Below are 22142 nucleotides of genomic sequence, written 5' to 3'. Positions count from 1 at the left end.
TGATCTGGCTCACGCAGGGCCGAGCGCCCCTGCTGCTGACCGATCCGAGCCGCATCGCGCAGAGGCGCGTGTTTCACAGCCCGCCGTTTGTCTCCCGCGTCATCCGCCGCCACACCGGCCGGTCAGTAATCGGGCCGTCGGCCCCTCCCGCGCGGCCAGGCCATCGCAACTGACACAATTGTTCACGGCGAAAAGCCTTGCGCCCGGTGGCCGCCTTTGTCTTTCATCTCGCCGTGCAGGGGGCCGAGCCCCTGCAAGAAAGGACAGCCCCATGTCGCTTCCGCAGCCCCGACATCCCCTCGCGCAGCGGCACGCGCGCGAATTGGCCGAGGGGCGGCTGACCCGGCGCGAATTCCTGACGCGGGTCACCGCGCTTGGGGTGCCTGTGGCGGGTGCCTATGCGCTTGGCGGCCTGTCCGCCCCGGCCCGCGCCGATGAAACTTTCGAGACCGAGGGCACCGCCCTGCGCATCCAGATGGAGGTGCGCGCGCTCAAGGATCCGCGTTCCGCCGACTGGTCCGAGATTGCCAATATCTACCGCGGCTGGCTGGAATATCTTGTCGAATACAACAGCGATGGCAGCGTGCGCGGCATGCTGCTTGATCGCTGGGAGGTCAGCGACGACGCGTTGACCTACACGCTGCATCTGCGCCCCGGTGTGCGCTGGAACAATGGCGACGCCTTCACCGCCGAAGATGTGGCGCGGATGTTCCGCTATTGGTGCGACCGCGAGGTCGCGGGCAATTCCATGGCCGGGCGGCTGGTGTCTCTGGTCGATCACGACACCGGGCAGTTGCGCGATGGCGCGGTAACGGTGATCGATCCGCTGACCGTGACGCTGACGCTGCAAAGCCCCGACGTGGCGCTGATGGTCGGCCTGTCGGATTATCCCGCCGCCGTGGTCCATGCCGATCACGACCCGCTGACCATGCTCGACAATCCGCTTGGCACCGGCCCCTATCTGCCCGAGGCGCTCGACCCCGGCGTGCGCGCGCTGCTGGTGCGCAACACCAACCACGACTGGTGGGGGGCGCGAACCGAAGGCTTTGGCGGGGCGACGCTCGATGCCATCGAATTCATCGATTACGGCACCGATCCGGCCAGTTGGCTTGCCGCCGCCGAGGCGGGCGAAATCGACATGATGTACGAGAACATCGGCGATTTCATTGCGCTCGCCGATGCCCTCGGCTGGCAGCGCTCCGAGGTCACCACCGGCTCGACCGTGGTGCTGCGCGGCAGTCAGATCGCCAAGCTGGATGGCCGCGCGCCCTATGCCGACGCGCGCGTGCGCAAGGCGATCCAGCTGGCCATCGACAATGAGATCGCGCTTGAACTGGGCTATAGCGGCCATGGCATCGTGGCAGAAAACCATCACGTCGCCCCGGTGCATCCCGATTATGCCGCCATCGGCCCAACAGCCTATGATCCCGATGCCGCGCTGGCGCTCATGGTCGAGGCGGGCATGGAGGGTTTTGAACATGAGCTGGTCACCCTTGATGACGGGCTGACCATGCGCACCGGCGATGCCTGCGCCGCGATGCTGCGCGACGCCGGGCTGAAGGTTAAACGCACGGTGCTGCCCGGCGCGCGGTTCTGGGCCGAGTGGAAAAGCTATCCGCTGTCGATCACCGAATGGAATCACCGCCCGCTGGGAATCCAGATGCTGGCGCTGGCCTATCGCAGCGGCGAGCCGTGGAACGAAAGCGGTTATGCCAACCATGACTTCGACGTTCTGGTGGGCGAAGCGCTTGGCATTGCCGAGGCCGAGGCCCGGCGCGATATCATGGCCCGGCTAGAAGCGATGCTGCAACAGGATGCGGTGATCGTGCAGCCCTACTGGCGCTCGCTCTACCGCCATGTCCGCCCCGGCGTCACCGGCGCCGAGATGCACCCCGCTTTCGAAATCCACCTCTACAAGCTGGGACTGCGCCCCTAATCCAGCAGATCTTCGTAGCGCGCATCGGTCAGGGTCTTGAGGAATGCCACCAGCGCATCGATGCGCTGATCATCAAGCGCCGGGCCTTCGGTCAGCTCGTCCATGGCGATGTTCTGCGCCACTTCGGGTGCGGCAAAGGGCGCGCCGGTCTCGGGGTTGATCTTACGCTTTTCGTTGCGGGTGTTGTAGGTGTTGTAGAACAGGATCACCGTGCGCAGATCCTCGAACACGCCGTTGTGCATATACGGCCCGGTCACCGCCACGTTGCGCAATGTCGGGGTGCGATAGCGCCCCTGCGTGTCTGCCGCTGCCGATACGCCCGGATTTTGCGCCAACCCGCCATCCGTTACGGTAACGCCGTTGCTCTCGCGCAGGGCGCGGTTTTCGGGCACCCCAAGGTTGTAGTAGCGATAATCGGAAAAGGTCTCTCCGGGGTCCATGGCGCTCTGGCGCAGCTGGTGGCATTCCCGGCAATTGGTGAATTGCTGCGAAAAGAACAGCAGGCGACCAAGATCCTCCTGCTTGGTCAGCTCGGCCTCGCCGCGCAGAAACCGGTCGTATTTCGAATCGAAGGGCGAGAACTCCGGCGTGCGCTCATAGGCGGCGATGGCGCGGGTCATCGCGTCAAAGCCACTGTCGGTATCCTCCAGCACGCCCGCGCCGAACAGCGCCGTAAAGGCATGGACGTAATCGGGATCTTCGCGCAGCCGCGCCACCACGGCGGCCTTGTCCGGCATCCCCATCTCGATCGGGTTGAGCGGCGGAGCGCCTGCCTGCGACTCGAGCGTGCCCGCCCGCCCGTCATGGAACAGCCCGCCAACCCAGTCGCCGTCTGCGTCGGGGGCGAATTCGGGAATGAACCGGGCATAGGTGGCGGTGGGCGCGTTGCGATCCCCCAGCGACACGCCATCGTCGCCCGGAGACGCCGCCCCGCGCGGATCGGAAAAGGCGCGCGCTGGCTCATGGCAGCTGGCGCAGCTTTGCGTCCGGTTGGCCGACAGGTTGGTATCAAAGAACAATCGCTCGCCAAGCGCCGTGATGTCATCGGGCGCGCCCACCGGCGCCGAGGCGCCAAGCCCTGCCGCCAAAGCGGCGATCACGGTTGCGGCAAGGATGGGGGCGGCTTTCATCTTGGCGTCTTCTGGTTGGGAACGAGGATAGGCGCGGCTTTACCCCACCCGTTGCCCTCGGTCAAATTGCCCGACGTTTTCGCTCGGGATAACCCCGATGCTCAGCTGCCCCAGATGGTTTTCACATAATTGCGCGTTTCGCGGTAAGGCGGCACGCCGCCATGCTTTTCCACCGCGCCCGGCCCGGCGTTATACGCCGCCAGCGCCAGCCGCCACGAGCCGAATGTCAGGTATTGCTGCTTGAGATAGCGTGCCCCACCATCAAGGTTCTGCGCCGGGTCGAGCGGATCGACCCCAAGAGCTTTGGCAGTGAACGGCATCAGCTGGGCAAGGCCAAGCGCGCCCTTGTGCGACTTGGCCTTGGCATTCCAGTTCGATTCCTGCTTCACGAGGCGCAGGAACAGGTCTTCGGGAACGCCGTGCCGCCGGGCCGCGATGCGGGCCAGATCGGCGTAGGGCCCGTTGTAGCCGCCGCGATAAACCGGCGTGCGGCCCTCGTCTGCGCCCATCGGGCCCCATTTGGTGGGCGTGACCACCGAGGGCGGCTGTAGCCGCACCGAACTGCGGTATTGTTCCGATGCGCGGTTGTCCAGAACCCCGGTCTGCTGGCGAAACAGCATCACCCGGTTCTTGGTCGAGATCGTCTCGGCCTGCGCCAACCCCGCCGTCCCCGCACAAATTACCAGTGCAGGCAGCGCCTTGCGTGCCAATATCAACATGAGCCAGCCTCGTCCCCGCGTGTCCCAGTCCGAAGGCGCGCTGGCCTTCGCTCTCCCTTTTGGCCGGAGCCTACAGGCGCAGGCGCTTTTTCGCTACCCCAGAGGCGCAGGACGGGCAGAAACCCGCCGCCGCTGTGTTGAACAGGTTTCGGACAGGATGCGGTGGCGATTTTCAGCGGCGCGATGTAACCCTTCAGGAACCCCCGCAAGGGAACAGAATCGAAGCAATCCAGAGAGGACGGACATGGCCGGATCGGTGAACAAGGTGATCTTGGTGGGCAATCTCGGGGCCGACCCCGAGGTGCGCAGCTTTCAGAACGGTGGCAAAGTCTGCAACCTGCGCATTGCTACCTCCGAGACGTGGAAAGACAAGAACACCGGCGAGCGCCGGGAGCGCACCGAATGGCATTCGGTCGCGATCTTCTCGGAGCCGCTGGCGCGCATTGCCGAGCAGTATCTGCGCAAGGGCAGCAAGGTCTATATCGAGGGCCAGCTGGAAACCCGCAAATGGCAGGACCAGTCCGGGCAGGATCGTTATTCGACCGAGGTCGTGCTGCGCCCCTTCCGTTCGGAACTGACGCTGCTCGACAGCCGTCAGGGCGGCGGCGGCGGCGGTGATTTCGGCGGCGGCTCGGGCGGCGGTCGTGACAGCTACGGCGGTGGCCGCGACGAAGGCTACGGCGGTGGCGGCGGCTACGGTGGCGGCAGTGGCTCTGGCGGCGGTGGCCGCAGCGCCCCGTCGCGCGATCTCGACGACGAGATCCCGTTTTAAGCATCAAGGCCCGGCGCTCCTATCGAGGCCGGGCCTTTTTCATGCCCACGCCGCCTGTGCCCTTGACCGGCACGCCGCGGCGCGGCATGCCCTGACACATGCAATTGCTTCAGACCCCGCCCCCGGACCGCCATTCGCTCTGGGAAGACCTCGCGGCCATCGTCATCGGTACGACCCTGGTGGCGCTGGCGATTCAATTCCTGCGGGCGTCCGAGCTGTTTACCGGCCAAATCGCCGGGCTGGCGCTGGTGCTGAGCTATCCGACCGGCCTGCCCTTCGGTGCGATTTTCTTTGCGCTAAACCTGCCGTTCTATGTGCTGGCGGTGCGCCAGCTTGGCTGGCGCTTTACCATCAAGAGCTTCTTCGCCGTGGCGCTGATGTCGACCATGGCCGATACCCTGCCGCATCTGCTGACCATCAACCATCTGCACCCGGCGCTGGGCGCGTCGCTGTCGGGAATTCTGGCGGGCATCGGCCTGCTGTCTCTGTTCCGGCACGGGGCGACGCTGGGCGGCATCGGGGTCGTGGCGCTGTGGCTTCAGGACACGCGCGGCATCAAGGCCGGGCATATCCAGCTTGGCTTCGATCTGTGCGTGTTCACCGTGGCGCTGTTCTTGTTCGACTGGCAACAGGTCCTGTGGTCGCTGCTGGGCGCGGTCATCCTCAACCTGTTGATCATCATGAACCACCGCCGCGACCGCTACGTCGCCCGCAGCTAGATCAGATCGCCCAGGTCGTCTCGAGCGCGCCTTTGGACCGGGCCGCTGTCAATTCGCCTTCATCCAGAAGCCCGTCGCCATCGGTGTCCATCCGCATAAAATCATCGGTCGACACCTCGGGCCATGCCCTCATCACCTCAAGCATGGTGAGCGTGCCATCGTGATTGGCGTCGGCGTCCAGCCCGACCCAGTCTCCAGCGATGGCGAAAGAGGCCATCAGCCCCAGCGCGGCGGCTGCCGCTAGTCGTCCCTTCATGTCGATTTCCCTAGCCTGTACGCCGCGTTGACCGCGATCAGCGTTCCGCTGAATATCAGATCCGGTGGGGCGAGAACCATGGCAAACCTGCCCCCGACCGCAGCACCGGCAGCAGATCGCCTATGCGCAAGGCAGGCATCGGCAAGCAAGCGCGCAAAGCTTGCCTGCATGACGCAAAAGGCCCGGCGCAATGCCGGGCCTTTCGAAGCTGTTTGAAATGGCGTGCTTACAGCGAGGCCTGATAGATCTTGTCGATGTTGCTGCCGAGCAGCGCGTTGAAATCCTCGTCCGATTGCTTTTTCGACAGGCCTTCGGCCAGCGCGCGGCTGAACGAGGCGATCATCTTGGGCTGTTTGGACAGGCGCGCGCAGGCGTCATCGGTGGTATAGCCACCCGACAGCGCCACGACGCGCACACAGCGCGGGTGGTCGGCCAGCGCGTCATACAGACCGGGCACGTTCGGGATGGTCAGCTTGATCATCACGTCGTCGCCTTCGGGCAGCGTGTCGAGCGCGGCAAGCAGTTCGGCCTTGAGGATCTCTTCGGCCTCGGCCTTGGCGGGGGCGTTGATGTCGACCTCGGGCTCGAGGATCGGCACCATGCCAGCCGCGACCACCATCTTGCCGACTTCAAGCTGCTGCTCGACCACCGCCTTGATGCCAGCAGCATCGGCTTCGAAGATCACCGAACGCTCTTTGGTGCCGAAGATGCCGAATTCCTGGGCGGCCTCGGTCAGCAGCTCTTCGAGCCCGGGCATCGGCTTCATCAGCTGCACACCGTTTGCCTTTTCGGCAAGGCCCTTGTCGATCTTGAGAAACGGCACCACGCCGCGCTTTTCCCAGAGATACTGCGCCGAGGGCATGCCTTCGATTTCGGCGCGCATGGTGCGCTCGAACAGGATCGCACCGAGCACCTTCGCATTGGTGAAATCGGGGGCGGTGATGATCCGGGTGCGCATCTTGTGGATCTCGCCATACATCTCGGCTTCGCCGGAATATTCGCTTTCCTCGACGCCGTATTGCAGCAGCGCCTTGGGGGTCGATCCCCCCGACTGGTCGAGCGCCGCAATGAAGCCCCCGCCCGTTTGCATCTGAGCTTTCTGCTTTGCGAACACAGCTTTATCCTGGGCCATGAAGATCCCTCTCCCGTGCGGAAATTGTTGTCTCGGGAAGGCTTAGACCAAGTGCAAACGGATGGATAGCATCCAGATCAAGTTTAACGCTAACGGAACGCGACTTTCAGATGAATGCCCGAACGGGCGCGCACGGTCAGAAAAGCGACCGGTTCTGGCACCCGTTTCAAGACGGGTGAAAAGCGCAGATCGCGCATCAGAAGCGCCAGCAAGAGCGGCCCTTCGACCATGGCAAACCCCGCGCCCGGGCACACGCGCGGCCCGGCGGAAAACGGCATATAGGCCTCACGCGCGCATTGCTTGCCGTTTTCGCTGCCCCAGCGGGACGGATCAAATTCATCGGGGCGCTCCCAGAGCCGCTCGTGCCGGTGCTGGTGCCATGGGCTCAGCACCACCTGCGCGCCCTTGGGCAGAACACGCCCGCGAAACTGCTGCCCGCCGCACGTCTCGCGCACCATCATCGGCACCGGCGGGTACAGCCGCAGCGTCTCGCGGAACACGTCGCGGGTGATGCGCAGCTTGGCCATGTCGGCGAAATCGGCGCTCTCGCCCAGGCGCTGGGCTTCGGCGGCGACCTTGTCCTGCCACTCGGGGTGGGTTGCCAACAGATAAAGCGCCCATGCCAGCGCTGAAGCGCTGGTTTCATGCCCCGCCAGAAAGAAGATCGCCACCTGATCGACCATTTCATCGGTGGTGAAGGTCTCGCCCGTCACAGGATCGCGGGTGGTCATGATCTTGGTGGCCAGATCGTCGGGGGCGGTGCCCGCCGCGATCTCGCGCTGGCGCGCTTCGGTCAGTTCGGTGATCAGCGCCCGGATGCGCCGCGCCGAGGCTTTGGTGTCGGCCCGGTGAAACCGAGGCACAAACCGCGGCAGCGGCAGGAAGGCGGCAAGGTTCACGATCGGCTGGCTGCGCTGATAGGCCCTGAATTCGTGAAACACCCGGCTGGCAAGATCGTCTTCGATGGGGATCGAGAACAGCGTGCGAAAAATGATGTCGGCGGCGGCGTGGCTGGTCTGTTCCTCGATCTCGACCGTGTCGCCCGCGCGGCTGCGCAGCCGGGCGCGGGCCGCCTGACTGGCCTGCCACATGGCGGGAAAGGTCTCGCGCAGGCGCCCGCCCTCGAAGGCCGGATCGATGATGCGCCGCTGCCTGAGCCATTTTGCGCCATTGGTCAGAAACACCGACTCGCCCAGCAGCGGGCGAAGCCCCTCGGCGATGCGCCCCGACTTGGGAAACGCCATCGGGCGATCCTTCAGCACGGTCTTCACCAGATCGGGCTGGTTGATCAGGTAGCTGCGAAAGAATGGCGTGCGGAATTCGGCCATCCACGCCCGGTAAAGCCGTGCCGGCTGCGCCGACAGGATATCTTGGCGAAACAGCCGCAGATAGCGCAGCAGCGAAACCTTGTCGGGGCGCGAGGGCGGCTTGGGCGGGATCATGGCGCGGTGCTGGTGAATTTGCTGGCGGGCAGCTCGATGCGGCTGGCCGAAGGGGGGCGACCCGCGTAGCGGCTGCGCAAGGTCAGCGGGCCGGCGGTGATGCGGAAATAATCGTAATCCAGCGGCTGATCGAAGGCACATAGATACTGGAAATGCAGCCGGAAGAACCGCCAGCGCAATTCTGCCCACCGCGCCGGGCTGAGCGATCGGGTGAATTGCGCCGAGAATACCAGCGGCCAGAGCTTGCCTTCGGGGGCGACGCCGCTGACCGCCACCGGATCGCACAGCGCAAAGGCGCAGCCATCGCCGGGCGCGGTGACGTCAATCCATGCGATCTCCGGGCGCATCGACAGATCGGCCAGATCGGCGCGCAGCCGCCACGCGCCGCGCAGGAACGACACCATCGGCACCACATGCCCAAGGCTGAGAAACGCCAGCTGCGGCCCCTGCGCAGGCAGAGGCCCGGCGCGGGCAAGATCGGCAAGGATCGATACCGCCAGATGCGCGCCAGAGCTGTGACCGACCACCAGCACCTCGTCGACATCCTCGCGCAGCGCCGCCGCGATGATCTGTCCGAACTGCGCCATGCGGGCCTCAAGCTCCGGGGGATTGGCGCCCTTGTGCTGCGCCGAATAGGCGTAATCATGCATCAGGTAATAGGCGAACAGCTTGCCGTCCTTTGCTTTGAACCAGCGCAGGATCAGCACGGCGACAGCCGCGCCCGCAACGGCGCCAAGCAGCGTTGCCACGACACCGATCCACGGCGCCAGCAGAGCCATCATTTTCAGAACGGCCCAACCAGCCAGCAGCGCGAGCAGAAGTTGCAACAACAGCGCCCCAACCGGGTAAAGCGCCGCGATCACCGGCCCCTTGCGCAGCCGCATCAGACGCCGCAGCGCCCCGGACGCGATGTATTCCCAAGCGGTGCGCAGCAGTTGCAGATAGGTCGCGGGGATGCTGGTCGACATGCTGTCGCGCACGATGTCGGACCAGACCAGCACCTCGATATCGCTCTGAACCCGCGCGCCATCCTGCGTGCTGGTCACGTGCCAGCCATAAGGCCCGCCACCCGCCTTTGGCGACAGCGCGATATCGTAGCCGCTGATGGCGGCCTGCGCCGCGCCCTCCTTGCGGTAAAGCTCGCGATAGCGGCGCGGATGAATCGGATCATAGCCGGGGATGTAAAACACCCGCCTGCGCCGCACCTCCTGCCCGCTCATCAACGCTCCGTCCCTGCAGCTGCCTCTTGTGCCACCCTGACCGTGATGGATCACTTGGGCAAGAGCGCGGCGGAGCGATGATCAAATGTGCAACAGGGCGCGGTTTCGCGCGCGCACCGGTGTCAGCCCAGCGTGGCGAGGCCCGGAAAGGTCTCGAGCAGCCAGAAGGAAAACGCCGAAAAGCCCCCCGTCAGCATCAGCAAGCCGATGGTCCAGAGCAGCAGGCCCATCAGGCGCTCGATCCGCTCCATGTGGCGTTTCATCCACGACATGACGCCGCCGAGTTTGCCAAGGAAGGCCGCGACCAGCAGAAACGGAATGCCCAGCCCCGCCGCATAGACGCCCAGCAGCAAGGTGCCCCGCGCCACCGAGGCTTCGGAGGCCGCCAGCGTCAGGATCGCCCCCAGCTGCGGGCCGATGCAGGGCGTCCAGCCAAAGGCAAAGGCCAGCCCCAGCAGATAGGCGCCAAAGGCAGACCCGCCCCGATCACCGACATCAAGTCGCGCCTCACGGTCGAGAAAGCCGATGCGATACACCCCGACAAAATGCGCGCCAAAGATCATCACGACGATCCCCGCCGCCGTATTCAGCGCCTGCTGGTATTGCAGCAGCGCCAATCCAAGCGCCGAGGCGGCAAAGCCCAGCAACAGGAACACCGTCGACAGACCCATTACGAAGAACAGCGCGGGAAGCAACACCTTGCCCGACCGCCCCTGCACCTCGGCCATCGAGATGCCGCTCATATAGGCCAGATAGGGTGGCACCACGGGCAGCACACAAGGGCTGAGAAAAGAGATCACCCCAGCGGCAAGCGCCACCATCATCGCCGGCAGAAGGCTGGCATCTATAAGATCGATTCCGAACATGGTGCTTTCCTAGAAGATCGGGCGGCCTTCGTCACGCGGTGGGCTGTCACAAGCGCGTGGAGCGCAACGATTGCATGGGGTTTCATCTGTAGTGCCACGGTTCTGCGATCAGGGATGTGGCTTTATGCGCTGGTTTCAAATGCAAAACGCCCCGGATGCTCTCCGGGGCGTTTGCGTTTTCTCGGTGCCAGGACCGGGGTCAGTTGCCCATCGACCACCAGCCGCGGCGCTTGGGCTTACCATCATCCTCGGCACCACCCGCATCGACCGTTTCAGCGACCGGGGCCGCTTCGGGCTGCGGCGTTTCGGCGGGCGCGTCTTCAACCTGCGGTGCGGGCTGTTCAACCTGCGGCGCGGGCTGTTCAACCTGCGGCGCGGGCTGTTCGGCCACCGGAGCAGGCTCTTCGGCTTGCGGCGCAGCTGCGACCTCTTGCTCTACAGGCCCGACGCTTTCAGAGGCCTGCGCAACCTCGGGGGCGGGAGCCGCCTCGGGCTGCGGCGATGCTTCGGCGACCGGCTCGGCGGGCTGTTCCACCGGCGCATCTTCGACGACCGGCGTGGGCGCCGGGGCGGGAGCTTCCTCGGCAACCGGCTCCTGAGCCGGGGCGACGGGCTCCGGCGCAGCCTCTGCGACAGGCTCGGCCTGTGCGCTTTCGGCAGCCGGTTCAGCTGCGGGCGCTGCCTCTGGTGCGGGCGCCGCTTCGGCCTCGTCGGCCTTGGGCTTGCGCGACCGGGTCCGGCGGCTGCGGCTCCGCTTGGGCTTGCTTTCCTCGGTCGGTTCCGGGGTTTCGGCAGGCGCCTCTTCTGTCACCGCCTCAACCGAGGCTGCGACCACATCGGCGGGTGTTTCAACGGCTTCAGCCGCATCATCAGAGCCGGAGCCGTCGGAGTCAGCGCGATCGCCATCGGACGTGTCATCCTTGTCCTTCGAGCGCGACCGCCGACGCCGGCGACGGCGCTTCTTGGGCTTGGTTTCGTCCTCGCCTTCGGCTTCGGGGGCGCTGGCCTCCTGCGTCTGGGCTTCGGTCTCGGCCTCGACCTCGGTCTCTTCTGCGGCGACATCGAGATCTTCGTCGATCTCGTCCATCAGCGTGGTGTCGACAGAAACCACCGGCACGACCACTTCGGGCACAGAGCGCGTCGCGGTCTTGAACTTCTCCATGGTGAAGTCCGGCGAGACGAGATGCAGATCGCCCTCGATGCGCACGGACATGCCATAGCGCGCCTCGATCATGGCGACATGCTCGCGCTTCTGGTTCATCAGGTAGTTGGCGATGCTCACCGGCACTTTGACCAGAACTTCGCGCGACCGGCGGCGGGTGCCTTCCTCTTCGATCTGGCGCAGGATGTTCAGCGCCATGTTGTCATCAGAGCGGATCAGGCCGGTGCCGTGGCAGGCCGGGCACGGCTGGGTCGTCGCCTCGATCATGCCGGGGCGCAGACGCTGACGCGACATTTCCAGCAGGCCAAAGCCCGAGATCCGCCCCACCTGAATGCGGGCGCGGTCGGTCTTGAGCTTGTCCTTGATCTTTTTCTCGACGGCGGCGTTGTTCTTGCGCTCTTCCATGTCGATGAAATCGATCACGATCAGCCCGGCAAGGTCACGCAGACGCAGCTGGCGCGCCACCTCTTCGGCGGCTTCAAGGTTGGTCTTGAGCGCGGTTTCCTCGATCGAGCCTTCCTTGGTGGCGCGGCCCGAGTTCACGTCGATCGCCACCAGCGCCTCGGTCACACCGATCACGATATAGCCACCGGATTTCAGCTGCACCGTCGGGTTGAACATCGACGACAGGTAGCTTTCCACCTGATAGCGCGCAAACAGCGGCATCGATTCAGCGTAATGCTTCACGTTCTTGGCGTGGGACGGCATGATCATCTTCATGAAGTCCTTGGCGATCCGGTAGCCTTTTTCGCCTTCGACATGCACCTCGTCGATGTCGCGGTTATAGAGATCGCGGATCGACCGCTTGATCAGATCGCCTTCCTCGTAGATCTTGGCGGGCGCGATGGATTTCAGCGTCAGCTCGCGGATCTGTTCCCACAGGCGCTGCAGGTATTCGTAATCGCGCTTGATCTCGGTCTTGGTGCGCTTGGCGCCAGCGGTGCGGATGATCAGCCCCGCGCCCTTGGGCACGTCGATTTCTTGCGCGATCTGCTTGAGCTTGGAGCGGTCGGCGGCGTTGGTGATCTTGCGCGAGATGCCGCCGCCACGGGCGGTGTTTGGCATCAGCACGCAGTAGCGCCCGGCAAGCGACAGGTAGGTGGTCAGCGCGGCGCCCTTGTTGCCACGCTCTTCCTTGACCACCTGCACCAGCATGATCTGGCGAACCTTGACGACTTCCTGAATCTTGTACTTGCGCGCACGGGGCTTGCGCACCGGGCGGATGTCTTCCTCGGTGTCATCGTCGGCGACGGATTCGATGCTGTCATCGCCATTGTCCTGATCCGGCTCGTCGTCGCCATCGTCATTCTGCTCGTCATCGGACGAATAGCTGGCCGGGGCCTCGTCTTGCGATGCCTCGTCTTCCGGGGTCGCATCCGGAACCGGTGCTGGCGTCACAGCCGGCTCGGCGTCAGCGGTGGGCTCGCCCGCCGGGGTGGCCTGTGCGTCGTCAGCGGCTTCGGTGTCATCGCCAAGGTCGATGGTTTCCATGCCCGAGATCTCGGAGACCTCGGCGCTGGTGGTCTTGTCTTCGGTCTTGGTCTTTTCAGCCTTGGTGCGCGAGCGCGAACGGCGCGAGCGAGAGCTGCGCTTGGGCTTGTCGTCTTCTTCCTCTTCCGCCTCGGCGGCAAAGGCGGCCTCTTCTTCCATCAGCGCCTGACGATCGGCGACCGGGATCTGGTAGTAATCGGGGTGAATTTCCGAGAACGCCAGAAAACCGTGACGATTGCCGCCGTAATCGACAAACGCCGCCTGAAGCGAGGGTTCTACCCGCGTGACCTTGGCGAGATATATATTTCCGGCGAGTTGCCGTTTGTTCTCGGATTCGAAATCGAATTCCTCGACCTTGTTTCCGTCGACCACCACGACGCGGGTTTCCTCCGCGTGGGTGGCGTCGATAAGCATCTTCTTGGGCATGGTATCCGTCTGCACGGCGCATGCGCCCGTGACCCGCCCGGAGGCAGTTTCAAAGGTGTTGCGGCGTGGCTTGTCTGGGCGAGTTGCGGCGCGCAGGCACGGGAAGACGATCCGTCTTCGCCCGAGTGCCTGATGTTCGTCGCACGCTTCATCGCGTTTCTTCTCCGACGCATGTCCGTATCCCCGTCACGGGGTATCCGCCTGCGCCTGTTTGAGGCCCTCCGCCTGAGCGGTTCGGGCAGTCTTCGTGTGACCTTGCGGCCCGATCGGTCTGCGACGGCTTCCCGGTGCGGGATGCGGCGGCGCAGCGAAACTCATTGGGCGGTCGCAGTGCGACCACCTCAGCTAAAGCATAAGGGAAGTGCTGTGGAAAAGACAATATCGAATGTGACGGCGCTATGTCGGCTGCGCAGGGCGGTTTTGGCGGGAAGAGTCACCGCGACGGGCTGCGCAGCTTGGCGAAGACGGCCTGCCAGTTGGTCAGGGGCGCGCCACGGCCCGCGGTTAATCCCGACCAAGGCAAGGGGCGATGCAACCGCACGGCGCTCTGGCGCGTTAAACACGACATGCGCCGCATGGCGTGGATGATCAGGGAAAAGGAGCAAGACATGATCCGCAAGAAGGGATCGGCGAACTGGCAAGGCGGGCTCAAGGACGGGACCGGCACGATTTCGACGGAATCCGGCGTGCTTGATGCTGTCAACTACGGCTTCAACAAGCGGTTCGAAGGCGCGCCCGGCAGCAACCCCGAAGAGCTGATCGCCGCCGCCCATGCCAGTTGCTTTTCCATGGCGCTGAGCATGGTTCTGGGCGAGGCGGGCTTCACCGCCGATGATATCTCGACCGAGGCAACGGTGGCGCTTGAAAAGCAGGACGGCGGCTTCGCGGTGACCAAGAGCCATCTCGTGGTGACGGCCAAGGTGCCGAATGCGTCAGAGGCCGAATTTGCAGAGGCGGCAAACACCGCCAAGGCGAACTGTCCGATCTCGAAGCTGCTGAACGCCGAGATCACCATGGAAGCCACGCTGGTTTGAGACGGGGCTGTTTCTTTGGTTAATCATAAAGGCGGCGTCCGATGATCGGGCGCCGCTTTTTGCTGAGGTTGGAGGGGGGCCAGCCCCCCGCGCTTTGCGCTCCCCCCGGAGTTTACCGGGCAAGATGAAGACGGGGCGCTGCGCGTCGGGCCGACGGTGTCGAGAGCCTGTCAGCCGAAGCTTTTGAGCCGCTTGACCAGGCTCGACGTGTCCCAGCGCCCGCCGCCCATGTTCTGCACATCCTTGTAGAACTGATCGACAAGGGCCGTGACCGGCAGCGAGGCGCCGTTTTCCTCGGCGGTGGCGAGGCAGATCGCGAGGTCCTTGCGCATCCAGTCGACCGCGAACCCATGTTCGAACTTGTCGTCGAGCATGGTCTCGTAGCGGTTGACCATCTGCCACGACCCGGCCGCGCCGCCGCCGATCACCTCGACCACCTTGCGCGCGTCGATCCCGGCCTTTTCGGCAAAGGCCAGCCCTTCGGAGAGGCCCTGCACCAGCCCGGCGATACAGATCTGGTTGACGCTTTTGGCCACCTGCCCCGCGCCGCTGTCGCCGATGCGGCGGCAGAGCTTGGAATAGGCGTCGATCACCGGCTCGGCGGCATCGTATTGCGCCTGCTCGCCGCCGCACATCACCACCAGCTGGCCGTTTTCGGCGCCGGCCTGTCCGCCGGAGACCGGCGCATCGACGAACCCCTTGCCCTGCTCTGCTGCGATTGCCTGAAGCTCGCGCGTCACCATCGGGCTGACGGTGGTGTGATCGACAAAGATCGCCCCGGCCGCCATGCCCGCGAAAGCACCGTCTTCGCCGAGGCAGACGCTGCGCAGATCATCGTCATTGCCGACGCAGGCCATCACGAAATCGGCGCCCATCGCCGCCTCGCGCGGGGTCGGTGCGGCGGCTCCGCCATGTTCGGCGGCCCATTTTTCGGCTTTGGAGACGGTTCGGTTGTAGACGGTGACCTCGTGCCCGGCGCGGGCCAGGTGGCCGGCCATCGGGTATCCCATCACCCCGAGGCCCAGAAAGGCGCATTTCGCCATTGGTTCAAGCTCCCGTTATCGTTGTCATCTGTGACCTACGCCGCTGGCCGCGCTCTTGGCAAGGGGGCGGCGAGACGATAAGCCAGCCTCTCAGGGCCAGATTTGCGGGGCACCCGATGGCGACACTCTTTCGATGGCTGCTGCGGCTGGCCAGCATGGCGATCTTTGTCACTGTGGTGGCTGTGCTGCTGGTCTATTACCTCGCCGCGCGCTCATTGCCCGAGTATGACAAGACGCTGGCGGTAAACGGCATCGCCAGCAGCGTCGAGATCGTGCGCGACAATTCCGCCGTGCCACATATTTTTGCCAGCAGCGATGCAGATGCCTATTTCGGCCTCGGGTATGCCCATGCGCAGGACCGTCTGTGGCAGATGGTGCTGATGCGGCGCACCGTGCAGGGGCGCTTGTCCGAGCTGTTCGGACAGCGCACGCTTGATACCGACATCCTGATGCGCCGGCTCGATCTTTACACGCTGGCCACCCGGTCGGTCGCAGCGCAGACCCCCGAAGCTCTGGCGGCGCTGAAGGCTTATGCCAAGGGCGTCAACGCCCGTATCGCCGAGATCAATGACCAAAGCCTTGGCCGCGGTGCGCCGGAGTTCTTTGTGTTCGACGCGCCCATCGCGCCGTGGCAGCCCGCTGACAGCATTGCGCTGGTCAAGCTGATGGCGCTGCAACTGTCGGGCCAGTTCCGCGACGAGATCCTGCGCGCGCGCAGCTCGCTGCTGTTGCCCGATCCGGCGCGGCTGGCGGACATCCTGCCCGATATTCCCGGCGAGGGCACGGCCGCCCTGCCCGCCTATGCCAGCCTGCTGCCGGATGCGCAGTTTCCGCGCTACGCCGCGACGTCCGAGCCGGACGATCCGCTGTCGCCGGTGCCACGGCGCGGGCTGGCGGGGGCGTCGAATGTCTGGGCAGCGGCGCCTGAGCGCTCCGCCGGGGGCGGCACGCTACTGGCGAATGATCCGCATCTTGGGCTGACGGCGCCGTCGACATGGTACCTTGCACGGCTGCAACTGCAAAGCGGCGGGGTCATCGGCGGCACCATTCCGGGCATTCCGGCGGTGTTGCTGGGGCGCTCGCCAAAACTGGCATGGGGGATCACCTCGTCCTACCTCGACGATCAGGACCTGCATATCGAAGAGCTGAACCCCGATGATCCGCAGCAATACCGCACCCCGGACGGCTGGGCCCGCTTCACCACGCGGCGCTCGATCATCGAGATCAAGGGCAGCGCGCCTGTCACCGTCACCCTGCGCTGGACCGAAAACGGCCCGGTGCTGCCGATGGCGCGCTTTGGCATCGACGCGATCACCCCTGCCGGGCATGTGATGACCCTGAGCTGGACGGCGCTGTCGGATCAGGACACTTCCCTTAGCGCGGCGCTGGCGCTGATGGGCGCGCAGGACGTCGACGCGGCGATGCAGGCCAGCAAACTTTACGTGGCACCCTCGCAGATGCTGACGGTGATCGACGAGCGCCATATCGGCATGAAGCTGGTCGGCGCGATGCCACGGCGCGATGCGGCGATGCAGGCACAGGGGCGCCTGCCCTCGCCCGGCTGGATCGAAACCAACCGCTGGCAGGGCATGTTCCCGCCCGAAGACAATCCCGAATGGATCGACCCCGAAGGCGGCATCATCGGCAACACCAACAACAAGATCCTAGATCGGCCGTTCCCCGAGCATGTCAGCTTTGACTGGGGCGACAGCCAGCGCGTCACCCGCTGGACACAGATGATGCAGGGGCGGCAGGTGCACACCCGCGACAGCTTCATCGAAGCGCAGCTTGACACCGTGTCGCCAGCGGCGCGCACCCTGCTGCCGCTGATCGGGCGCGATCTGTGGTACACCGGCGAGGCCTCGGCCGAGGGCACCCTCGCCCGCCAACGCGAGCGGGCGCTGGATCTGCTTGCCAACTGGAACGGCGAGATGAGCGAGCATCTGCCCGAACCGCTGATCTATGCCGCTTGGCTGCGCGCCTTGCAGGACCGGCTGATCCGCGACGAGCTGGGCCCGCTGGCCGACGAGTTCGACCATGTCGAGCCATTGTTCATCGAACGGGTGTTTCGCGATGTCGACGGGGCCGGTGCATGGTGCGACGTGATCCGCTCTGTCGCGGTGGAAAGCTGCACCGACATCGCCCGCCTGTCGCTGGACGACGCGCTGGTGTGGATCGGCGAGCATTACGGCAACGCGCTGGAATCGCTGCGCTGGGGCGATGCGCATCAGGCGGTCCATCGCCACAGCGTGCTGGGCGACGTGCCGATTCTGCGGGCCTTCGTCAACATCCGGCAGAATACCTCGGGCGGCGATTTCACCCTTCAGCGCGGCGTCAGCTCTGGCAAGGACCCGGAGCCGTTTCTCAACGTTCACGCGGCGACCTATCGCGGGGTCTACGATTTCAACGATCCGGATTCGTCGGTGTACATCTCCTCGACCGGGCAGTCGGGGCATTTCCTGTCGCGGCATTACGACAATCTGGGCACGCTGTGGCGGCGCGGAGAATACATCCCGATGTCGCTGGACGAAGACCTCGCCCGCGCCGCATCGATCGGGGTGACCCATCTTGTGCCCACCCAGCCCTGAGCATCTGGCATATGATCAGGACCGATGCGGATATGCTTGATCTTGCCGCCGCCCGCCAGTTCGCCCGGCGGGCGCTGGCGCGGCAATGGCCCGGCGAAGCGTTCGGGCTGGGCAGTCTCAAACCCGACCCGGGCGCGGCGGCGCATGTGCTGTGCGCCGCCAGCCCGGACAGGCTGCTGGTGGTCAAGGTCTATGCATCAGGTGCCAGCGAAAAGGCGCAAGCGCAGTTTGCCCGTCAGCAAAGCGTGACCACGGCGTTGCCCGGCATCGGCCCCGAGGTGCTGTTCTTTGACGAGGCGCTACGGGTTCTGGGCATGCGCTATATCGACGGGCCGACCCTGGCGGCGCTGTGGCCCAGATTGGCGCCTGCCGCCCGGCTGATGCGCCTCGAACAGGCGGGCCGCTGGTTGTCGAGGTTTCACGGGCTTAGCATGGCGGCGCATCCCTTCCGCCCGCGCGGGCCGCTGGACTGGCTGGCAAAGCTGGTCGAAAGCCACCGCAGCGGGCTGCGCGAGATCCCCGAATTCCCCATCTTCGAACGCCACGTGGCCGAACTGGAAAGCTTTTTCCCGCTGGTGCGCGGGCGGCCTTCGCAGCGCGCCGTACTGCACCGCGACATGCACCTGTCGAATCTGCTGGCTGCGCCGGGCGGGCTTGTCGGGCTTGATTTCGAAAACACCCGCGCCGACGAGCCGCTGCGCGATCTGGTCTGGCTGCTGATCGATGCCATGGCGCGCAGCGATCCCGAGCAATACGCCCATATTCCCGGCGCGGCGCTGGCGCGCGGCTATGGTGCGCTGATGGCAGAGTCCGCCGTAATGATCTTTATTCAGCGCATGGTTGCGCTTGGGATCTGGGCGGCGACGCCAGCGCGCCCGTCGCAGCACCACGTTGCCCGCTTTGTCGCTGCACGGCAGGTGGCCGAGCTGAGGGTACCGCTGTTCGTGGCAGGCCGCGCTTGACGCTCTGCGGTATCGGGCCGGACGCTCGTCTCAACCAGCGCCTGCCCGATAGCAGCGTCTCAGAGCGTTTCGAACTGGGCGCGGTCCTTGGCGCTCCAGCGCAGTTGCAGCAGGTAGCCGTCGTCATCCTGTGTCTCGGATTGCACCACGCCCTTTTCGAACAGCCACGCCCGGCGCTTGCCAGCGTCGAAGCCAAGCCGCAGTTCTTCGTCGATGCTCTCGCCCTGCAACCGGTCGGTGACCGAGCGCAGCAGCATGTCCAGCCCGTCTCCGGTGATCGCCGAGGTGGCAAAGATGCCCTCGTCGCGCTCGGCCCGCAGCATCATCGCGTCCCGCGCCTCGGGGTCGAGACGGTCTGTCTTGTTCCAGACCTCAAGCAGCGGCACATCTTCGGGCACGCCAAGCGAGGACAGGATCTGATCGACATCGCGCGCCTGTTCGGCGCTGTTGGGATGGGAAATATCGCGCACATGCAGGATAATGTCGGCGGCCAGCACCTCTTCGAGCGTGGCGCGGAAAGCGGCGACCAGCTCGGTCGGCAGATCCGAGATGAACCCGACGGTGTCGGACAGAATGATGTCGATGCCCGTTGGCAGGCGCACCGCCCGCATGGTCGGATCGAGCGTGGCGAACAGCATGTCCTTCGCCAGCACCTCGGCCCCGGTGAGCCGGTTGAACAGCGTCGATTTGCCAGCGTTGGTATAGCCCACCAGCGCAACGATCGGATAAGGCACCTTGGCGCGGGCCTTACGATGCAGCTCGCGGGTTTTCACCACCCGTTCGAGCTGACGGCGCAGCCGCACGAGTTGCTCGTCAATGGCGCGCCGGTCGGCCTCGATCTGGGTTTCACCGGGGCCGCCGACAAAGCCAAGCCCGCCGCGCTGACGTTCAAGGTGGGTCCAGGCCCGCACCAGCCGGGTGCGCTGATAGCTCAGCGCCGCCATCTCGACCTGAAGCACGCCTTCGCGGGTGGCCGCACGATCGGAAAAGATCTCGAGGATCAGCCCGGTGCGGTCCAGAAGCTTGACCTTCCACTGCTTTTCAAGATTGCGCTGCTGCACCGGCGACACCGGGCCATCGACCAGCACCAGCTCTACCTCGGCCGCTTCGATCAGGCCGCGCAGTTCCTCGACCTTCCCCGAGCCGAACAGCATCCCCGGATGCGGGTCGCGCAGCGGCACGACGGTCGAGCCCACGACCTCGAGATTGGGAAGCGCGCCGGCAAGAGCAACGACTTCTTCAAGCGCCATGTCGGCGTCACGCCGGTCACGGTCGTAGCGAATATCGGGATGCAGAACCCAGGCGCGGGTCACATGCGTGTCGTGCTCTTTCAATCGCTGCCGTCGCCGTCATAAAGGTTGATCGGCTGCGACGGCATGATCGTTGAAATCGCGTGCTTGTAGACCAGCTGCGACTGCCCATCACGGCGCAGAAGCACACAGAAGTTGTCGAACCAGGTGATGACTCCCTGCAGCTTGACACCGTTAATCAGAAACACAGTCACTGGAACCTTGGTCTTGCGGACGTGATTCAGAAACGCGTCCTGCAGGTTTTGCCTATCCGAAGCCATTAAATTGCCTTTTTTTCTGCCCCTTGTGGCGGAGCTTCCATCCCTCGTACGGGCGAGTATGTCGCGTGCGAGTGGGAACTTCCAGTGCAAAAACAAACGGTGACTGCGCGATGCGGCACCATCTGTCGCCCTGCGCCCAACCACGAGGCAACGAGATTCAGTCGCGCCAGAGATCCGGCGTCAGCAAGACGATGATCGCCATTAGTTCCAGCCGCCCCAGAACCATCACGCCGCCCAGGACCAGTTTGGCCCCGTCGTTGAGTTGCGCAAGGTTTACCGGCACTTCGGCGGCAAAGGGGATAAGCGGGCCGCAATTGGTCAGACCGGCGATGGTCAGCACCATGGCGTTTTCGAAATCGATGTTGAAGATCGAAAAGATCAGCGAAAACACCGCGACGGACATGGCAAAGAGCATGAAGAACACCCATGCGATGAACGCGCCCTGCCGCCGCATCCTGCGGGCCAGCGCCCCGTTTCGCCCGATGGAATGCGGGTGCACCAGACGTTCCAGTTCGCGCTTTCCGGCCAGATACAGCGCATAGATCCGCAGCAGCTTGACCCCGCCCGCAGTGGTCGCAACGCCACCGCCGACGATGGCAAGCCCCATCAGGATCAGCCCCGGCGTCGGCAGCCCCGACCAGCCCTGCGCCGCGACCCATTGCTTGCTGACAAAGCCGGTGGTCGACAAGAAGGACAGCGCGGTGAACACCCCGCCCCACAGCGCGCCGAGCCCCTGAGTGAGGTTGCTTTCGGTGCCGATGTCGAACGAGGCGATCCAGTGCCGCAGGAACAGCGCCAGTGGCACCAGCGCCGAAATGACGATGCCAAGACGGAATTCAGGGTCCTCGCGCAGGCCGGGCCGGAAGGCAGCGCCGGTGTCACTGGAAAAGGTCAGCCGCGACAGTGCAAAGAACAGGAAGCAGAACAGGATCATTTCGCCCGCCAGACCCGCACTGGACCCGACCGGCCCGCCCACCGGCGAAATGCCAGAGGTCGATAGCGTCGACATGGCGTGGCTTGCGGCGATCAAAGGCGGGTCTCCGGCCATCATCAGCATGATCCACAGCGCCAGCGTCAGCCCGCTGTAGATCGGCACGAGGTGGCGCGCCGAGACGATCAGCCGCTGCGCCGGGTCCGACATGTCGCGCTGCGCAGCGCCAGCATCGACGCTTTGCCCCGGCTCGCCGCGGGCGGTGATCTCGAACCCGCCCAGTGTCAGCGGCGCAAGGATCGCGGCGGCAGCGACCCACATCAGCAGCCCGCCCATCCAGCCGACCTGCGCCCGCCACAGATGCTCGGCCGAGGACAGCCGCGTCGGATCGAACAGCGTTGCGCCGGTGGTGGTGAAGCTCGACACCATTTCGAAGAAGGCGTTCAGAAAGGTCGTGGTGCGCACCGCTTCGTGGAAGGGCACGGCGAACAACGCCGGCAACAGTACGAAGGCCAGCAGCAGCGCGAACAGCTGGCGCGAGGCGGTGCGGTTGTAGCGCCGGTTCGACATGGCGATGCCGGTCAGCGCCGTCAGCACCATCCCCACGATCCCGGCATAAAAGAAACTGCGCGCGTCGTGAAATTCCTGTTCCGCCAGCGCCACGGCGGCGGGCAGGATCATCGAAGCGCTGGACAGCCCGGTCAGCAGCAACAGCAATGGCAATCTGTAAAGCGCTGCCATGG

At 64.9% G+C, this 22142-nt stretch carries 18 protein-coding genes; 6 read left to right on the top strand and 12 right to left on the bottom strand.

Features of this window, described 5'->3' with window-relative positions; all coding sequences use genetic code 11:
• Positions 1–271 precede the first annotated feature (271 nt).
• Complete coding sequence (locus KO516_RS16195; RefSeq protein WP_216004819.1) at positions 272–1936, top strand: ABC transporter substrate-binding protein; 1665 nt, start codon at positions 272–274, stop codon at positions 1934–1936.
• Here KO516_RS16195 and KO516_RS16190 read toward each other — a convergent pair.
• A complete protein-coding gene (locus KO516_RS16190; protein ID WP_216004818.1) occupies positions 1933–3066 on the bottom strand; it encodes a cytochrome-c peroxidase in 1134 nt (377 codons plus the stop codon). The genes KO516_RS16195 and KO516_RS16190 overlap by 4 nt on opposite strands.
• Positions 3067–3167: 101 nt before the next feature.
• Positions 3168–3785, bottom strand: coding sequence for a lytic transglycosylase domain-containing protein (locus KO516_RS16185; protein ID WP_216004817.1), 618 nt, complete (start codon positions 3783–3785; stop codon positions 3168–3170).
• A gap of 244 nt (positions 3786–4029) precedes the next feature.
• On the opposite strand from KO516_RS16185, the gene ssb reads away from it, so the two are divergent.
• Both ssb and KO516_RS16175 read left to right on the top strand, forming a co-directional pair.
• Positions 4030–4557, top strand: coding sequence for a single-stranded DNA-binding protein (gene ssb / locus KO516_RS16180; RefSeq protein WP_216004816.1), 528 nt, complete (start codon positions 4030–4032; stop codon positions 4555–4557).
• A 98-nt stretch (positions 4558–4655) separates the two neighbouring features.
• Positions 4656–5276 (top strand): YitT family protein, encoded by a 621-nt coding sequence (locus KO516_RS16175; RefSeq protein WP_216004815.1) that lies wholly within the window; start codon positions 4656–4658, stop codon positions 5274–5276.
• Position 5277: 1 nt separating this feature from the next.
• Here KO516_RS16175 and KO516_RS16170 read toward each other — a convergent pair whose 3' ends face one another.
• The 6 genes from KO516_RS16170 to KO516_RS16145 all read right to left on the bottom strand — a co-directional run bounded on the left by KO516_RS16170 (position 5278) and on the right by KO516_RS16145 (position 13271).
• Positions 5278–5532 (bottom strand): hypothetical protein, encoded by a 255-nt coding sequence (locus KO516_RS16170; protein WP_216004814.1) that lies wholly within the window; start codon positions 5530–5532, stop codon positions 5278–5280.
• Between the two features lie 226 nt (positions 5533–5758).
• Entirely contained in the window at positions 5759–6664 is a 906-nt protein-coding gene (locus KO516_RS16165; RefSeq protein WP_216004813.1) for a fructose bisphosphate aldolase, read from the bottom strand.
• Between the two features lie 89 nt (positions 6665–6753).
• Positions 6754–8106 (bottom strand): cytochrome P450, encoded by a 1353-nt coding sequence (locus KO516_RS16160; protein ID WP_216004812.1) that lies wholly within the window; start codon positions 8104–8106, stop codon positions 6754–6756.
• Entirely contained in the window at positions 8103–9326 is a 1224-nt protein-coding gene (locus tag KO516_RS16155) for a hypothetical protein (protein ID WP_216004811.1), read from the bottom strand. Before KO516_RS16155 ends, KO516_RS16160 begins: the two co-directional genes overlap by 4 nt.
• A gap of 122 nt (positions 9327–9448) precedes the next feature.
• The gene (locus KO516_RS16150; RefSeq protein ID WP_216004810.1) at positions 9449–10192 is read right to left on the bottom strand and encodes a cytochrome c biogenesis CcdA family protein; all 744 of its coding nucleotides are present in this window, start codon (positions 10190–10192) and stop codon (positions 9449–9451) included.
• Between the two features lie 199 nt (positions 10193–10391).
• Positions 10392–13271 carry a ribonuclease E/G gene (locus KO516_RS16145; protein ID WP_216004809.1) on the bottom strand — a complete coding sequence of 960 codons (2880 nt, stop codon included), beginning with the start codon at positions 13269–13271 and terminating at the stop codon, positions 10392–10394.
• Positions 13272–13879: 608 nt separating this feature from the next.
• Between KO516_RS16145 and KO516_RS16140 the strand changes: the two genes are divergently transcribed.
• The gene (locus tag KO516_RS16140; RefSeq protein WP_216004808.1) at positions 13880–14305 is read left to right on the top strand and encodes an OsmC family protein; all 426 of its coding nucleotides are present in this window, start codon (positions 13880–13882) and stop codon (positions 14303–14305) included.
• 170 nt (positions 14306–14475) lie between these two features.
• Here the strand turns inward: KO516_RS16140 and KO516_RS16135 are convergent, their stop codons facing one another.
• Positions 14476–15348: an NAD(P)-dependent oxidoreductase gene (locus KO516_RS16135; protein WP_216004807.1), complete on the bottom strand. Its 873-nt coding sequence runs from the start codon at positions 15346–15348 to the stop codon at positions 14476–14478.
• 116 nt (positions 15349–15464) lie between these two features.
• Between KO516_RS16135 and KO516_RS16130 the strand changes: the two genes are divergently transcribed.
• A complete protein-coding gene (locus KO516_RS16130; RefSeq protein WP_216004806.1) occupies positions 15465–17936 on the top strand; it encodes a penicillin acylase family protein in 2472 nt (823 codons plus the stop codon).
• Between the two features lie 11 nt (positions 17937–17947).
• Positions 17948–18898 (top strand): phosphotransferase family protein, encoded by a 951-nt coding sequence (locus KO516_RS16125; RefSeq protein WP_216004805.1) that lies wholly within the window; start codon positions 17948–17950, stop codon positions 18896–18898.
• Positions 18899–18957: 59 nt separating this feature from the next.
• Here KO516_RS16125 and hflX read toward each other — a convergent pair whose 3' ends face one another.
• The 3 genes from hflX to KO516_RS16110 all read right to left on the bottom strand — a co-directional run bounded on the left by hflX (position 18958) and on the right by KO516_RS16110 (position 22140).
• On the bottom strand, positions 18958–20211 hold the full coding sequence (hflX, locus tag KO516_RS16120) for a GTPase HflX (protein ID WP_216004942.1): 1254 nt from the start codon (positions 20209–20211) through the stop codon (positions 18958–18960).
• Between the two features lie 17 nt (positions 20212–20228).
• Positions 20229–20468: an RNA chaperone Hfq gene (gene hfq / locus KO516_RS16115; protein WP_076703775.1), complete on the bottom strand. Its 240-nt coding sequence runs from the start codon at positions 20466–20468 to the stop codon at positions 20229–20231.
• Positions 20469–20625: 157 nt separating this feature from the next.
• On the bottom strand, positions 20626–22140 hold the full coding sequence (locus KO516_RS16110; RefSeq protein ID WP_216004804.1) for a TrkH family potassium uptake protein: 1515 nt from the start codon (positions 22138–22140) through the stop codon (positions 20626–20628).
• Positions 22141–22142: the final 2 nt, after the last annotated feature.

The organism is Citreicella sp. C3M06, from assembly GCF_018860705.1.
GTDB lineage: Bacteria > Pseudomonadota > Alphaproteobacteria > Rhodobacterales > Rhodobacteraceae > Salipiger.
Note: the sequence above shows the minus strand (reverse complement) of the source record. Positions and strands in the feature narration are given on the sequence as shown.